This window comes from Rhodococcus pyridinivorans (assembly GCF_900105195.1).
In the GTDB taxonomy this organism is placed as follows: domain Bacteria; phylum Actinomycetota; class Actinomycetes; order Mycobacteriales; family Mycobacteriaceae; genus Rhodococcus; species Rhodococcus pyridinivorans.
Map to the genome: position 1 here is coordinate 3,559,040 of NZ_FNRX01000002.1, position 14,872 is coordinate 3,573,911.

At 67.9% G+C, this 14,872-nt stretch carries 13 protein-coding genes and 1 pseudogene; 6 read left to right on the top strand and 8 right to left on the bottom strand.

Annotation, left to right across the window (positions count from 1 at the left end; all coding sequences use genetic code 11):
• Positions 1 to 7 precede the first annotated feature (7 nt).
• The 4 genes from BLV31_RS16885 (at position 8) to BLV31_RS16900 (ending at position 3,822) form a co-directional block, all read left to right on the top strand.
• Entirely contained in the window at positions 8 to 1,237 is a 1,230-nt protein-coding gene (locus BLV31_RS16885; protein ID WP_039586895.1) for an allantoate amidohydrolase, read from the top strand.
• Entirely contained in the window at positions 1,238 to 1,798 is a 561-nt protein-coding gene (locus BLV31_RS16890; RefSeq protein WP_064061843.1) for a HutD family protein, read from the top strand.
• Between the two features lie 57 nt (positions 1,799 to 1,855).
• Positions 1,856 to 3,046, top strand: coding sequence for an NAD(P)/FAD-dependent oxidoreductase (locus tag BLV31_RS16895; RefSeq protein WP_006551155.1), 1,191 nt, complete (start codon positions 1,856 to 1,858; stop codon positions 3,044 to 3,046).
• 128 nt (positions 3,047 to 3,174) lie between these two features.
• The gene (locus BLV31_RS16900) at positions 3,175 to 3,822 is read left to right on the top strand and encodes a helix-turn-helix domain-containing protein (RefSeq protein WP_024100581.1); all 648 of its coding nucleotides are present in this window, start codon (positions 3,175 to 3,177) and stop codon (positions 3,820 to 3,822) included.
• A gap of 84 nt (positions 3,823 to 3,906) precedes the next feature.
• Here the strand turns inward: BLV31_RS16900 and BLV31_RS16905 are convergent, their stop codons facing one another.
• The gene (locus BLV31_RS16905; protein ID WP_064061842.1) at positions 3,907 to 5,244 is read right to left on the bottom strand and encodes an ammonium transporter; all 1,338 of its coding nucleotides are present in this window, start codon (positions 5,242 to 5,244) and stop codon (positions 3,907 to 3,909) included.
• A gap of 300 nt (positions 5,245 to 5,544) precedes the next feature.
• Here BLV31_RS16905 and fdhD point away from each other — a divergent pair, with 300 nt between their 5' ends.
• On the top strand, positions 5,545 to 6,375 hold the full coding sequence (gene fdhD / locus BLV31_RS16910; protein ID WP_019289053.1) for a formate dehydrogenase accessory sulfurtransferase FdhD: 831 nt from the start codon (positions 5,545 to 5,547) through the stop codon (positions 6,373 to 6,375).
• 9 nt (positions 6,376 to 6,384) lie between these two features.
• Here fdhD and BLV31_RS16915 read toward each other — a convergent pair whose 3' ends face one another.
• The 7 genes and pseudogenes from BLV31_RS16915 to BLV31_RS16945 all read right to left on the bottom strand — a co-directional run bounded on the left by BLV31_RS16915 (position 6,385) and on the right by BLV31_RS16945 (position 13,713).
• Positions 6,385 to 7,566: an alpha/beta hydrolase family protein gene (locus tag BLV31_RS16915; protein ID WP_064061841.1), complete on the bottom strand. Its 1,182-nt coding sequence runs from the start codon at positions 7,564 to 7,566 to the stop codon at positions 6,385 to 6,387.
• A gap of 36 nt (positions 7,567 to 7,602) precedes the next feature.
• Positions 7,603 to 8,020, bottom strand: a pseudogene (locus BLV31_RS16920) (SDR family oxidoreductase).
• A gap of 41 nt (positions 8,021 to 8,061) precedes the next feature.
• A complete protein-coding gene (locus tag BLV31_RS16925; RefSeq protein ID WP_064061840.1) occupies positions 8,062 to 8,718 on the bottom strand; it encodes a PaaI family thioesterase in 657 nt (218 codons plus the stop codon).
• Positions 8,715 to 9,584 carry a MaoC/PaaZ C-terminal domain-containing protein gene (locus tag BLV31_RS16930; protein WP_064061839.1) on the bottom strand — a complete coding sequence of 290 codons (870 nt, stop codon included), beginning with the start codon at positions 9,582 to 9,584 and terminating at the stop codon, positions 8,715 to 8,717. Before BLV31_RS16930 ends, BLV31_RS16925 begins: the two co-directional genes overlap by 4 nt.
• 5 nt (positions 9,585 to 9,589) lie before the next feature.
• Complete coding sequence (locus BLV31_RS16935) at positions 9,590 to 11,779, bottom strand: acyl-CoA dehydrogenase family protein (protein ID WP_064061838.1); 2,190 nt, start codon at positions 11,777 to 11,779, stop codon at positions 9,590 to 9,592.
• A gap of 34 nt (positions 11,780 to 11,813) precedes the next feature.
• Positions 11,814 to 12,977, bottom strand: a complete 1,164-nt coding sequence (locus tag BLV31_RS16940; RefSeq protein ID WP_064061837.1) for a steroid 3-ketoacyl-CoA thiolase — start codon at positions 12,975 to 12,977, stop codon at positions 11,814 to 11,816.
• A gap of 118 nt (positions 12,978 to 13,095) precedes the next feature.
• Positions 13,096 to 13,713 (bottom strand): TetR/AcrR family transcriptional regulator, encoded by a 618-nt coding sequence (locus BLV31_RS16945; RefSeq protein WP_064061836.1) that lies wholly within the window; start codon positions 13,711 to 13,713, stop codon positions 13,096 to 13,098.
• A 203-nt stretch (positions 13,714 to 13,916) separates the two neighbouring features.
• Between BLV31_RS16945 and BLV31_RS16950 the strand changes: the two genes are divergently transcribed.
• Positions 13,917 to 14,840 carry a 3-oxoacyl-ACP reductase gene (locus BLV31_RS16950; protein WP_064061835.1) on the top strand — a complete coding sequence of 308 codons (924 nt, stop codon included), beginning with the start codon at positions 13,917 to 13,919 and terminating at the stop codon, positions 14,838 to 14,840.
• The last annotated feature ends 32 nt before the right edge of the window (positions 14,841 to 14,872 follow it).

Here is a 14,872-nt window from a genome sequence, read left to right on the forward strand (position 1 = left end):
ACAAGATATGACCGCCTTCGACACGCTCTGGGCATCGATCCTGGATGTCGGTAAGCATCCGACGACCGGGGGCTATCGCCGATTCGCTTGGAGCGACGCCGATCTCACTCTCCGCGAGTGGTTCCGCGGCTGCGCCGCCGAGCGCGGCATGGACGTCGAAGAGGACCGGAACGGGAACCTGTGGGCGTGGTGGCTCCCCGTCGGCTGGGAAGGCGATCCCACCGACGCCTTCGTCACCGGTTCGCACCTGGACTCGGTGCCCGACGGCGGCGCGTTCGACGGACCACTCGGCGTGGTCTCGGCGTTCGCCGCGGTCGATCTGGTCCGGGAGCGCGGCATCGTCCCGACCGTGCCGATCGCGATCACCGCGTTCTCCGACGAGGAGGGTGCCCGCTTCGGTGTGGCTTGCGTGGGCAGTCAGCTCACCACCGGGGCGCTCGCTCCGCAGCGTGCGCTCGGCCTGCGTGATCGTGACGGAATAACGTTGGCCGAGGCCATGACCCGCGCCGGTCGCGTGCCCGAACACATCGGCACCGACCCCACCCTCGTCGACCGGGTCGGGGTGTACGTCGAACTTCACGTCGAACAGGGCCGGGCCCTCGACCTCGTCGATGCACCGGTCGCGGTCGCGTCGTCGATCTGGCCGCACGGCCGATGGCAGTTCACCTTCACCGGTGAGGCCAACCACGCCGGAGCCACGCGCCTGGTGGACCGCCGCGACCCGATGCTCGCCTACGCCTCGTCGGTGCACAGCGCCCGCTCGTGTGCCGCGGCGGCCGGTGCGGTCGCCACCTTCGGCAAACTCGAGGTGCTGCCCAACGGGGCCAACGCGATCCCCTCCGAGATCAAGGCCTGGCTCGACGCTCGCGCCGCGGACGAGGAGACCCTGACGACGCTGGTCGCCGAGATCGAGGCCGAGGCCCGCAAACACTGCCTGCCGGACGAGATCGGACTCGATGTCTTCGCCGAATCGATCACCCCGATCGTCGAGTTCCCGGCCGGACCGCGCGAACGGTTGCGCCGCGCGCTGTCGCATCTCGGGGACATCCCGGTACTGCCCACCCAGGCGGGACACGACGCGGGCATCCTCTCGGAGAAGGTTCCCACCGCAATGTTGTTCGTGCGCAACCCCACCGGTGTCTCGCATTCACCGCACGAGTTCGCCGAGGCCGACGATTGCAACATCGGAGCGCAGGCGCTGGCCGACATCATGGCGGACTGGACGACGGGCAGTTAGGTGGCCGCGCAGGTGATCCGGCCCGGCGAGCGGCGGCGGGTGCCCTGGCGCAACGGCGCCGGGATCACGGAGGAGATCGCGACCGGACCCGACGGCCCCTCCGGCCGTCCGCTGTGGCGGATCAGCGTGGCCGAGCTGGGCTCCGAGCCCAGCGAGTTCTCGGCCTTTCCCGGCACGGAACGGATCTTCACCGTCATCGGTGAGCACGGCGCCGACCTCGACTCGGGCCACAGACCCCGTTCGCTGGATCCGTGGCGTCCACACTCGTTCGCCGGTGAGGACGCGCCCCACTGCGTCCCCCGAGGCGCCACCCGTGCATTCAATGTCATGACCGAGCGCGGGGGCGCCACTGCGGCCGTCGGGTACTTCGCGCTCGACACGGTGTGCGACACCGCCGCAGATGGTGTCACGGCCCTCTACGTGCGATCGGGCTCGGTGCAGGCCGGTACCGAACGAGCTGCGCCCGGGGACTGCGTCCTGATCCGCGGCGAGGCCGTCACCCTACGAGGCTCGTCGGCCACCGGACTCCTGGTCCGCATCGAACCCACTTCCTCCCTCTGACATCGACTCCCCCACCGACCTCCTGATTCGGAGGCCGACCGAACGAAGGATCCTCAGGTGACGGACACGACCAAGTTTCTGATCGTCGGCGGCGGCCTCGAAGGCCTGGCCATCGCCTACTCCCTCGCCGACCGCGGCGAAACCGACGTCCTCGTCCTCGAGCGCGACACCCTCTGCTCGGGCATGACCGGTAAATCGAGCGGCGTCGTGCGGTGCCACTACGGCACCCCTTCGCTGGCCGCGATGTCCTGGTACGGCGTCGATATTTTCACCAGGGCGACCGAAATCTTCGGCGACGACATGGCATTCCGCCGGTGCGGTTACGTCGTCGGTGTCGCGGAGAACAACGTCAAGCCGCTCGAGGCGAACATCGAGATGATGCAGGGCCTGGGCATCGCCACCGAACTCATCTCCCACGACAAGATGGCCGAACTGTGGCCGGGCCTGAACCTCGACGATTTCGCCCTGTTCGCCTACGAACCGCTCGGCGGTCGCGGCGAGGCCTACATGGCGGGAATGGCGTTCGGTGCAACGGCACGTCGGATGGGCGTGAAGATCCGACAGAGCACCCCGGTGGTGTCGTTGCTGCAGAACGCCGCGGGCCGGGTCTACGGCGTCACTCTCGCCGACGGGTCCGAGGTGCACGCCGAGCAGGTCGTCGTCGCGGCGGGACCGTGGACGCCGGCACTCGTCGCCGGTGTCGGCGTCGACATCGACGTCCGGGCGCAACGCGCGCAGTTGGTTCTCGTCGACCAGGGTGTCCCGACCCCGGAGGTGCCCGTGCTGTCCGATCTGGCGGGTCTACAGTACATCTGCCGTGAGCCGAACGGTGAACTCCTGGTGGGCAATTCCGATCATCAAACGCCGCAGTACATCGATCCCGACAAGTACGTGAACCGCGCCGACGACTCGACGATCGAGAAGAACATCATGAAGCTCGGCAACCGCCTTCCCGACATGCCGGACCCGCGGATCACCAGTTCGTACGTCGGTGCCTACGACGTCACCGAGGACTACAACCCCGTCATCGGTCCGGCACCGGTCGAGGGTCTGTTCCTGGCGACGGGATTCTCCGGGCACGGATTCAAGATCTCCCCCGCGGTGGGCAAGCTGGTCGCCGACCTGCTGATCGACGGGAAGACCGACCTTCCGAACGTGAACCCGGACGACTTCCGTTTCTCCCGCTTCGAGGAGGGTGATCTGCTCCTGAGTCTCAACCCCTACGAAGGCGCCGGCGAGATGCGCTGATCCCCACCTACTCAGCACTCGTGCCCTCCACGGACCCGGCCGGATCCCTGTCGTCCGGATCTGTGGAGGGCACCGCCATGTCTGCATTGCGGCGTTCACCACCGGTGGACACACGCTACGCTGACGAGATGGCCAGCCCAGATCGTCCCGTCTTGTACGACGATTCCGGACGCGAAGTTCCGCGCGGCACCCCGACGGGTGTGGATCTCGAGCGCGCGATCGCCCACCAGGTGCGGTCGTTGCGGCTGGCCAGCGGCCTGTCCGTCGGCGACATGGCCGCGAAGGTGGGGATCTCCAAGGCGATGCTCTCGAAGATCGAGAACGCCCAGACCTCGTGCAGTCTGTCGACGCTCGCCCGGCTCGCCGTCGGCCTCGACGTCCCCGTCACCTCGCTCTTCCGGGGCGCGGACGCGCACCGCGACGCGGTGTTCACCAAGAACGGGCACGGCGCCGAGATCGTCGGTCGCGGTACGCGGGTGGGCCATCACTACGAACTGCTCGGCGCGCTGCGGGGACAGCACAAGAGACTCGAACCGGTGCTGGTGACCCTCACCGATGCGAGCGACGTCTTCCCGCTCTTCCAGCATCCCGGCACGGAATTGCTGTACATGCTCGAGGGCGAGATGCTCTACGGCCACGGCGATTCCGAGTACCACCTGCAACCGGGCGACGCCCTGCTCCTCGACGGCGAAGGGTTGCACGGACCGAACGAGCTGCTGAAGCTGCCCATCCGGTTCCTCGCCGTCACGGCGTATCCCGACAATCACCAGCCGTGAACGACCGGCAACCGTGAACACGACGGAGCCCTCACCGCCCGGTGCGGTGAGGGCTCCTGCCGTTCGATCGGTGAAGCTCGCCGGTCAGGACTTGGGCACGATCACGTCGCGATCCTCGGCGAACACCTCGGGACGCAGCGTCGACGGACCGGTGGGTGAGAACGAGTCCATCACGTAGGCCGTCTCCCCATGGACCGGGACGTCGATGCCCCGCATCTCCGTCTCGGTGTCGACCCGGATGCCCATGATCTTGTCGAGCGCCTTCGCGATCAGGAAGGTCACCGCGAACGAGTAGGCGAACACCGCGGCCATCGCGACGATCTGGCGTCCGAAGAAGTCGATCCCGCCGCCGAAGAACAGACCGTCGACACCGGCCGGCGCGGCGGCCGTCGCGACGAAGGCGATGAGGGTGGTGCCTACGACGCCGCCCATGAGGTGGATGGCAACGACGTCGAGTGAGTCGTCGTAGCCCATGCGGAACTTCCAGCTCACGGCGAAGCAGCCGACGGCACCGGAGACCACGCCGATCAGCAGGGCACCGAGCGGGGACACGAGGCTCGCTGCGGGCGTGATGCCCACGAGTGCGGCGATCACGCCCGAGATGGCACCGAGCGTCGTCGCGTGCTTCTCCTTGATGCGTTCGACGATCAGCCAGCCGAGCAGGCCGGCCATCGCGGCGACGAGCGTGTTGAGGACGACGACACCGGCCGTGTGGTTGGCGCCGCCCGCCGAACCGCCGTTGAAGCCGAACCAGCCGAACAGCAGGATTCCGCCACCGAGCACGACGAGGGGCAGGTTGTGGGGACGTGCCACGTGCGGGAATCCACGGCGGCGACCGAGTGCGATGGCGAGTGCCAGCGCCGCGACACCCGAGTTCATGTGCACGGCGGTGCCGCCGGCGAAGTCGTGGGCGGCGAGCGTGTTGGCGATCCATCCGCCCTTCGTGCCCGCTTCCTCGTCGTCGAAGGCGAAGACCCAGTGCGCGACCGGGAAGTAGACGAGGACGACCCAGATGCCCGAGAACACCAGCCACGCCGAGAACTTCATCCGGTCCGCGACACCACCGGCGATGATCGCCACCGTGATGCCTGCGAAGAGGAGGTGGAAGGCCGCGGTCAGTGCGGCGGGCATCCCTCCGTCCGGGTCCTCCTCGAGCAGCGAGCCCAGACCGATGTCGGTGAAGGGATCGCCGATGAGGCCGAGGCCCCCGACGCTGTCACCGAGCACGGCGGCCGGACCGAACAGCACCCACAGGACGGCTGTGACGGCGAATCCACCGAACACCATCATGATCATGTTGAGCGCGCTCTTGACTCCGAGCATGCCGCTGTAGAACAGCGCCAGGCCCGGAACCATCAGTACGACTGCTGTGAACGCCGCCAAAACCCAGGCGGTATCGGCGGCCGCGAGTGCCTGTTCCATATAAGTCCACCCTGTTCGATCCCGGGGTTCACGACCCCTACGTCAGTCGGTGACCCACATTCATCACCGTCCCCTGAGAGTGGACCCACTCTGTAATGTCCCTGCGAGGCGCGGGTGAACTTCGTGTAACGCCACCGCAGTTCACCGGACGGGGATGCCGTTGCGTCCGGGCAGGCAGTATGGAGGACGAGACGCCGCATCCCGCGGTGTGCACAACCTGTGCCACCCGGGTATCCCTGCCCTGCCCGGGTTCCGCGGGAACGACGGCTCGAACCGCTGCACGCATCTGGGAGGTAGACGATGGGACGGGTCACGACACGTCGACCGGTACTGCGCATCACTGCGGACAGGGCGACGCGACGTCCCGACACCCTCGCCGTCGAGGAACCGCTCGAGATCAGGGTCGGCGGTGAGTCGCTCACCATCACGATGCGCACCCCCGGTCACGACGTCGATCTCGTCCACGGATTCCTGCTGGCCGAAGGGATGATCGGCAGTCGCGAGGACATCGCCGCCGTTCGCTACTGCGACGGGGTGGACGAGAGCGGCGCCAACACTTACAACGTTCTCGACGTCGCCCTCGCGCCCGGCGTCACCGTCCCCGAAGGGACGGGGCGACGCGCATTCACGACGACCTCCGCGTGCGGGGTGTGCGGGAAGAACTCGCTCGACGAGGTGCGCACGCGCACGCGATATCCACTGAAGGATGCCGGCACCACCTCTATCGGAACGCACACCCTCACCGAACTGCCCGACACGCTGCGTCGGCACCAGCAGGTCTTCGAGTCGACCGGCGGTCTGCACGCGGCCGCACTGTTCACCCCCGACGGGGCGCTGCTGGCCCTGCGCGAGGACGTCGGCCGGCACAACGCCGTCGACAAGGTGATCGGCTGGGCCCTGACCGACAACCGGGTGCCGCTCTCGCACAGCGTGCTCATGGTGAGCGGACGCGCCTCGTTCGAACTCGTGCAGAAGGCGGTCATGGCCGGGATCCCCGTGCTCGCGGCGGTCTCGGCGCCGTCGTCGCTGGCCGTCGATCTCGCCGCGGAGTCCGACCTCACCCTCGTGGGCTTCCTCCGCGGCGACACGATGAACGTCTACACCGTCCCCGAACGCATCAAGACCGACTGATCGGCGGCATCAACCGCACGTGCCGTCCTGCGCCTCGCCCGCGCGTACTCCGTCGACGAACGCCCGCACGTCGTCGACGGACTCCTCGAGTACCGCTCGGTGATCGGCTCCGTCGTATACCCGATAGCTCAGGTCGGCTCCGTTGCCGCACAGCGCCGCGGTCACCTGATCGGTGACCGGACGCAGTACCAGCGCGTCGTCGCTTCCCTGCACGACGAGCGTCGGCACCCTCAGGGTGAGCGGTTCGACCTCCTGACCGGCGTAGTACTCAACGAGCGGTTCGAGGTCCGCATCCGGAGCGAACACCTGATCCACCGGTACCGTGCTCGCCACCTCGCGGATGTCGTCCATGCACCCGGTGCGCGCGGCGTCGAGCAAGGGGCGCGAGGCGTCGGTGAGCATCGCGTCGGCGTCGATGCTCGGGTCCGCCGCCTGCGCTCCGAGCAGCAGCACCGGCAGGAACCCGAGCGCCGGACCGATCGCCGGTCCGGCGGTCGCGTAGTACTCGGCCGTCTCACTCGTGCGACTGCCCGGGGCGAAGGCGACCGCGCCCTGCAGTTCGAGTTCAGGGGCGCGTTCCGTGCCACGAGCCGCCGCATACAGCGCGGCGTGCCCGCCCTGACTGTGTCCCATCGCGATCCATCGGGTGCCGATAGCCGGATCGAGTTGACGAGCGGCACGCACGATGTCGACGACACTGTCGGCTGCGCTGTCTCCGTTCATGTAGGGATGTCCGCCCGGTGTGCCGAGGCCTTCGTAGTCGGTCTGGACCACGGCGTAGCCGTCTGCGACCCACCGGTCGAGCATGGCAGTCGTCCTGCTGATGTAGGAGTGGGCGGGACCACCGGAGGTGTCGGCGGACGGCGCACAGGCGTCACCGACCCCGGTGGTGCCGTGCGCCCAGCTGATCACGGGCCAGCCTCCGGCGGGTGCTTCTCCCTCGGGGATCGCGACCGTGCCCGAAACGAGGGTGGGGCGCCGATCGGCACCATCGGACAGGTAGGTGATCAGATGCGTTCGCGACGCGCTGGGAAGCGCCGCCGTACCGGTGAGGGTGCGTTCGGTGACGAGGGAGCCGGGTCCCCCGGCAGTCTCCTCGGCGTCGTCGCCGAAGTCGGAGCAGGACGTGATGCCGAGCATCGACGCTGCGGCGAGTACTGCCATCACACGCCGGGAAGTACGAGAGAGCATGAATCCTCCGTTGGGATGTCAGTCCACGTTCGGCGCTCACTGCACGCCGTTGACGTGGCTACCGCCGTCGACGAACAGCGTGTTGCCTGTGGGATAGCGGGAGTCGTCGCTCGCGAGAAAGGCTGCGACCGTGCCGATGTCGTCGAGAGGGTCGCCGATGCGGCCCATCGGGTTCGCCGCGGCCTGCGTGGCGGCCATCTGCGGGTCGGCCGCCGCCACCCGTCGGTATGCCGCGCTCTGCACGCCGGGGCAGATCACGTTGCAGCACACCTGTTTCGGCGCCCATTCCCGAGCCGCAGTACGGTCGTGCTGCGCAGTGCCGAATTCGCGCACCGCGGCATCCACCATGGCGTGCACCTGTTCGCGGTCGGTGACGTCGGTCGGGACGAAATCCGCGGCCGATCCCCATCCCGGCGCCGGTGACGATCGCCACCCGCCCGTCCAACTTCCCCATGCCGTTCCTTTCCGATACGACGGCGTGTGCGGCGCAGGCCGTCAGCGAGGACGGGGAACTGTCCTGTCGATGAACAGCGCCTCCACGGACACGCACACCGTGCCGTCCGCGGTCCTGATCTCGCCGACCGTGTTGATCTTGCGGCCGTCCTGCTCGACCAGACGACCGGTGATCGTCAGCGGCTCGAACAGTGGGGTCGGCCGGTGGTACCGCACGTTGAGCTGTGCGGTGGCGCCGCTGCGCCCGGCCCAGGCGTTCGCCACACCCAGCGTGTGATCGAGCAGGAGGGCGGAGACTCCGCCGTGCACGTGCCCGGGCGGGCCCTGGTACGGGAAGGTCAGTTCGACGACGCCATCCACCGATCCGTCTTCGCGACCGGCCAACACCAGCGGCGGAGCGAGCGCGTTCTCCGGACCGGTGACCGGATCGTGCCGGGTGACGCCCTCCCCGTGCCACATGTCGATCAGTCGCTCCCGCACTTCGGGAGCGTGTTCCTCGAGGTGCTCGGCGATATTGTCGAGCTCTTCGGCGACCCGCTCGAGATTCGCGTTGCCACGGTCGGTGCGCAGCAACGCGTCCACCACGCGCCGCGCGGCGGCGGTGGCGCGGTCGACGGCGGTGTCCTGCGGTGCCGAGGTCAGAACCGTACCGTCGGGCGCGTGTCCGACGACGGGGTGGGTGTCCGGGTCGACTCTCATCGAATCTCCATCGTGGCGTGGGTGAGCACCGGTTGCCCGTCGCGCTCGGGACATGTGGCGAGCAGGGTGAGGGTGTCGTCGTCTCGCCAGACCTCCGTCTCGATCGTCTCCCCGGGGTACAGCGTGCCGGCGAAGCGGACCGAGAACGACCGGACCCGGGTCGGGTCTCCACCGAGCACACCGTCGACGACGGCCTTGCACACGACACCGTACGAGGCGAGTCCGTGCAGGATCGGCCGATCGAAACCGGCTGTCTTCGCGAATTCGGGATCCGCGTGCAGCGGGTTCATGTCGGCACTGAGCCGGTACACCAGCGCCTGTTGCGTGCTCGTAGGTGACACCAGGGTCTTGTCGGCGTCCCGTTCCGGCACTGCGTTCGACACATGGGGCCCGGCGTCTCCGCCGAAGCCGCCCTCACCGCGCGCCCAGATCTGCATCGCACTGGTCCACAACGGGTTTCCGTCGGCATCCACTGCGGACTGTTCGAGCACGATCACGGCGGCCTTGTCCTTGTCCCACACATCGGAGATGCGAGACGAGACGGTCGCCGAACCCGAGATCGGGATCGGGGCGTGCACGTTGACGGACTGGCCACCGTGCAGGATCCTGCGCAGGTCGATGTCGATTCCCGGCAGGCTCAGTCCGGCCTGTGTCACCGCACCGGCAGAGACACCCTGACCGGCGACCATCGCGAAGGTCGGCAGGACCCGCAGGTCCTTCTCGTACACCCACCGCAGTTCGGCGGGATCGAGCGAGTCGACGCCCGCACCCAGACCGAGGTGGTAGAGGATCACATCGCGTTCGGTCCACGAGGCATCGCGGACGGTGGGCGCAGCGGAGAGCGCGACATCGGTATCGATGGGCATGGGCGTCACTTTCCGGGTTCGGGATCGCGGGGCAGGCCGAGAAGCCTCTCACCGATGATGTTCAGCTGGACGTTGGTCGTCCCACCGGCGATGGACATGCACTGCACGTTGAGGAACATGTGGGTCGCCGAGGTTCGGTCCTGGTCGTCGAGCAACGACGCAGTACCGGCCCAGTCCATCGCGGTCTCCCAGACCTGCTGGAGGTGCTCGACGCCGAGGAGCTTGGCGACGGAGGACTCGGCACCCGGCTGTGCACCGGCCAGGGACCGCAGAGCGGTACGCAGACCCATGAGGCCACCGGACGCGGCATCGCCGAGAACCTTGCCGAGGACGGTGAGTTGTTCGTCGTCCGGCCCACCGGGCATACCGTTCGCGAGCGCCATGAGGGTCTCGCAGCCGGCACCGAAAGTCGAATCGTGCGAGAGGGAGACGCGTTCGTTCGCGAGGGTGGTACGGGCGAGCTTCCATCCGTCCCCGGGCTCGCCGACGAGGCACTCGTCGGGCACGAACACGCCGTCGAGGAACACCTCGTTGAACAGGGCTTCGCCGGTGATCTCCCGCAGCGGCCGGATGTCGAGCCCCTCGGTGTTCCTGATGTCGATCAGGAAGTAGGACAGGCCTTTGTGCTTGGGCGCTTCCGCGTCGGTGCGGGCGAGGCAGATGCCCCAGTCCGCGACCCGCGCCATCGACGTCCACACCTTCTGGCCATCGAGCCTCCATCCGCCGTCCACCTTGACGGCCTTGGTGGACAGGCCCGCAAGGTCGGACCCGGCGCCGGGCTCGGAGAAGAGCTGACACCACACGAGATCCCCGCGCAGCGACTGCGGGACGAATCGCTCGATCTGCTCGGTACTGCCGTGCGCGATCAGGGTCGGCACCACCCAGTTGCCGATGATCATGTCGTGCGGTTCGAGTTCGGCGGCGCGCAGTTCCTCGGCGACGACGAGTTGCGTGACGGCGTCGGCGGCCTTCCCCCACGGTTCGGGCAGGTGGGGAGCGGTGTAGCCCTTCTCCGCCAGATACGCCTTCCGCGCTGCGTTCTCCAGCGACTTCGCCGGCTCGAGTTCGGCACGGACGTCGGCGCGGATCCGTTCCGCCTCGGGCGGAAGATCGACGCTCAGCACGCGGCGGGCACCGTCGAGCGTGAGGTGGGCGACCCGGCGCCGCCACGACGCCGTGGAGCCGAGCAGGATCCGGAGGGACTGCGCGCGGCGCATGTACAGGTGCGCGTCGTGCTCCCAGGTGTAGCCGATACCGCCGAGCACCTGGATGCAGTTCTTGGTGACCTGGAAGGCGGCCTCCGGGGCGATGGACGCGGCGACCGCCACGGCCAGCGACGCCTCGTCGTCCGGCACGTCCTCGCGCCGCGCTCGCGCTGCGTCCCAGGCCACGACCCGAGCCTGTTCGGTGAGGCAGAGCATCCGGGCGACGGTGTGCTTGACACCCTGGAACTGTCCGATGACACGGCCGAACTGCTTGCGGACCCGCGCATAGTCCGCGGCGGTGGTGGTCGCCCAGTCCGCGAGACCGGCGGCCTCGGCGGCGAACAAGGTCGCGGCGATATCGACGATCCGATGCGGGTCCGATCTCAGCACGTCCTCGTCGGACAATGTCACGGCACTTGCGGTGATCTCGGCGTTGCGGCGGATCACGTCGTAGCTGGGCAGGTTCGTGACCTCGACCCGGTCACGGGTCACGACGACGAAGACCCGCTCACCACCGTCGTCGGCCGCGAGCAGGAACACATCCGCGACCTGGCCGCCGAGGGCGACACCGGAGGTTCCCGAGAGTGTGACGGAATCGCCGTCGCGCTCCACGCGCAGGTCCCCGGGCTGCAGGGCGACCGCACCGAACAGCGAGCCGTCCGCGAGCCCGTCGAGTTCGCTGCGACGGCCGGCCTCGTCGAGGACCGCGGACACGATCACGGTCGGAAGGAACGGGCCGGGCACCATGGCCCGTCCGAGTTCCTCTGCGACGATTGCTGTTTCGAGCAGACCGAAACCGGCGCCTCCGACCTCTTCGGGCAGGTGCAATCCCAGCATTCCGAGTTCGGCGAACGAGCTCCAGTACGTCGGGCGGGCTTCCGTCTTCGCTTCGACGGCCGTGCGGATCACGTCGGGTGTGGCGTGTCGTGCCGCCCAGCCGCGCACGGAGTCGCGGAGCTCGCGGTCCTCGTCACTCAATCCCAGAGTCATGATCGGGTCCCTTCGGATAGCAGAATGTCCGGCGTCAGATGCGCTCGATGATGGTGGCGGAGGCCATCGCGCCACCCGCACACATCGTGACCAGCGCCGTCGAACGGTTCGAACGCTCGAGTTCGTGCAGTGCACTGGTGATCAGTCGCGAGCCGGTGGAACCGACGGGGTGGCCGAGCGCGATGGCGCCGCCGTTGACGTTGACCTTGCTCATGTCGGCCCCGTGGACCTGAGCCCAGGACAACACGACCGAAGCGAAGGCTTCGTTGATCTCGACGATGTCGATGTCGGACAAGGACATTCCGGTGCGTTCGAGTACCGCGCGAGTCGCGTCGATGGGGCCGTCGAGGTGGTAGTACGGGTCCGAACCGACGAGCGTCGACGCGAGGATACGGGCACGTGGCCGCAGACCCGCCTCGCGCGCCTTGTCCTCACTCATCAGCAGTACGGCGGCCGCGCCGTCGCTGACCTGGGAGGAGTTTCCGGCGGTGTGGATTCCGTTCTCGATGACCGGCCGGAGACCGGCGAGTCCTTCCGCGGTGGTGTCGCGAAGACCTCCGTCACGCGTCACGATCGCGATCTCACCGGTGGGCTCGCCCTCCTTGGTCACGACCGGCGCCTGCACCGGGACGATCTCGCGGTCGAAGCGCCCCTCGGCCCACGCGGCTGCGGCGCGACGCTGCGACTCGAATCCGAGAGCATCGACATCGTCACGTTTGATGCCGCGCTTGTGGGCGATCCGTTCGGCGGAGGTGAACTGGTCGCCCATGTCGATCGACCAGTCGTCCGGATAGGGGTTGCCGGTGCCCGGTGCGTTGGCCTGACCGAGGAACACGCGGCTCATCACCTCGACGCCGCATCCGATTCCGGCGTCGATCTGCCCGGACGCGATCAGTCCGGCCACCATGTGGATCGCCTGCTGCGACGAACTGCACGCGCAGTCGATGGTGGTCGCGGCGGTCGTGTACGGGAGACCTGCGTGGAGCCAGGCCTGACGAGTGACGTTGTTGGATTGCTCCCCTGCCTGGGTGACGGCACCTCCCACGAGCTGACCGATCCGGTCGGCGGGGAGTCCGGTGCGGTCGAGAACGGCTTTCTGGGCGGCGCCGAGCAATACCGCGGGGTGCACCCCGGCCAGCTGTCCGCGGCGACGACCGATCGGTGTTCGCGCGGCCTCGACGATGACGACCTTGCTCATGCCTACTCCCAGTTCTCGAAGATATTGAAATTTATTCTAGTGACGGAGGCCGCAGATTCCTGTGCCGTCCCACCGAACGGGACATGCCTTGCGGAACGCGGCCCCGGGGAATCGCCCGTCAGCGCGCACCGGCGGACAGGTCGACCAACAGAAGGTCGCACGCGACACGCAGATCGGACTCGACCTCGGGGATCGAGCTTCGCCCGTTGAGCGCGGACTGGACGAGACCGAACCACAACGCCACGACCAACCGCACGACGGTCGCGTCCCGGACCGTCGGTTCCGCGATGCCTGCGGCGGCAAGGAGCAATCGGTCGAAGTGCTGATCGATCTTCGCCACGTCGGGAATCGTGGCAGCGTTCGACGACGCAGCGGATTGGATCATCGCGTTCGCCAACAGCGGCGTACGCACAAGCGCCCGGGTGGCCTGCAGCAATGCGTCGTACACGACGTCGACGGGCGAGGTGGACGACTGTGAGCGCCTGGACAGGTGGATTCCCATCCGATCGATCTGGTCCACCATGACCGCGACGAACAGGTGGGTCTTGGACGGAAAGTACCGGTAGAGGGTGCCGATGGCGACGCCGGCGAGTTCGGCGACCTCCTGCATCCGGACGCGCTCGAGTTCCTTCATCGCGCCCAGGTGCGCAGCAGCATCGATGATCCTGTCGTATCGCGCGTGCTGTTCCGCCGAATTCGGTTCGGCGGCGTCCCGCACCTCCGCAAGTCTGGGCATGCTCGGTTCCTCCCCTTCACCGCCGGTGGCGCATCGACCACCGCCGGCGACGAACGTTCCAGGCGGGCACGTCCCGCATCCCGCCCGATCCCGGCCAGTGGGACCTGTCCCGTGGGTGGACCACCCACCACCCGAGACTAGAATGAATACTAATTCCGGCGCGGTGCACTGACGAACCGCCGCAATCGAACAGGAGACGTTCCATGGGTGAGTCCGTAAGTCTGGCCGGGCGCGCGGCGGTTGTGACCGGCGCCGGGGCCGGTCTGGGCCGCGCCGAAGCCCTCGCCCTCGCCGACGCAGGCGCCGCAGTCGTCGTCAACGACATGGGCGATGCGGCGCACGAGGTGGCAGAGGAAATCGTCGCGTCGGGAGGCCAGGCCATCGCCGTCACCGGGGACGTGTCCGACTGGTCCCTCGGCGGCCGTCTGGTCGACGAATCCGTCGAGGCGTTCGGATCCTTCGACATCCTGGTCAACAACGCGGGCATCATCCGCGACAAGATGATCTTCAACCTGACCGAGTCCGACTGGGACGACGTGATCCGAGTCCATCTCAAGGGCCACGCCGCCACCTCCCACGCCGCGGCGGTGCACTGGCGTCAGGCGAACAAGGCCGCGGGCGGACCGGTCTACGGCCGCGTCGTCAATACGTCGTCGGAGGCTTTCCTCTTCGGTTCCGCAGGACAACCGAACTATTCCGCCGCAAAGGCAGGCATCACGGCACTGACACTGTCCACGACCCAGGGCCTGGCCCGCTACGGCGTCACTGCGAACGCGATCTGCCCCCGTGCACGCACCGCGATGACCGCGGAGGCTTTCGGTGATGCCGACGCCACGACAAGCGGACTCGACCCGCTGGCGCCCGAGCGCGTGGCAACCCTCGTACGTTACCTCGCCTCACCGGCGTCGTCGGAGATCACCGGACAGGTGTTCGTGGTGTACGGCAAGATGGTCGCGCTCATGGCCGCACCCACGGTCGAGAACCGATTCGACGCCGCCGGTTCGGCATTCACGGTCGAGGAACTCGACGAGCAGCTCTCGTCGTACTTCACCGGCCGCGGCCCGTACGAGACCTACGCCGCCTACAGCATCGCGGAACTCGAGAAGGTCGCACTGGCCGTCGACTGATCGCTTGACACCGCACCCACGAAGGGAGCAAA

Excerpts from the sequence above, each read along its gene's own strand:
- BLV31_RS16900 (WP_024100581.1), top strand. The coding sequence starts at position 3,175 with ATGGCCAGCCCAGATCGTCCCGTCTTGTACGACGATTCCGGACGCGAA.
- BLV31_RS16885 (WP_039586895.1), top strand. The coding sequence starts at position 8 with ATGACCGCCTTCGACACGCTCTGGGCATCGATCCTGGATGTCGGTAAG.
- BLV31_RS16940 (WP_064061837.1), bottom strand. The coding sequence starts at position 12,977 with ATGAGCAAGGTCGTCATCGTCGAGGCCGCGCGAACACCGATCGGTCGT.
- BLV31_RS16935 (WP_064061838.1), bottom strand. The coding sequence starts at position 11,779 with ATGACTCTGGGATTGAGTGACGAGGACCGCGAGCTCCGCGACTCCGTG.
- BLV31_RS16925 (WP_064061840.1), bottom strand. The coding sequence starts at position 8,718 with ATGAGAGTCGACCCGGACACCCACCCCGTCGTCGGACACGCGCCCGAC.
- BLV31_RS16905 (WP_064061842.1), bottom strand. The coding sequence starts at position 5,244 with ATGGAACAGGCACTCGCGGCCGCCGATACCGCCTGGGTTTTGGCGGCG.
- BLV31_RS16930 (WP_064061839.1), bottom strand. The coding sequence starts at position 9,584 with ATGCCCATCGATACCGATGTCGCGCTCTCCGCTGCGCCCACCGTCCGC.
- BLV31_RS16915 (WP_064061841.1), bottom strand. The coding sequence starts at position 7,566 with ATGCTCTCTCGTACTTCCCGGCGTGTGATGGCAGTACTCGCCGCAGCG.
- BLV31_RS16945 (WP_064061836.1), bottom strand. The coding sequence starts at position 13,713 with ATGCCCAGACTTGCGGAGGTGCGGGACGCCGCCGAACCGAATTCGGCG.
- fdhD (WP_019289053.1), top strand. The coding sequence starts at position 5,545 with ATGGGACGGGTCACGACACGTCGACCGGTACTGCGCATCACTGCGGAC.
- BLV31_RS16950 (WP_064061835.1), top strand. The coding sequence starts at position 13,917 with ATGGGTGAGTCCGTAAGTCTGGCCGGGCGCGCGGCGGTTGTGACCGGC.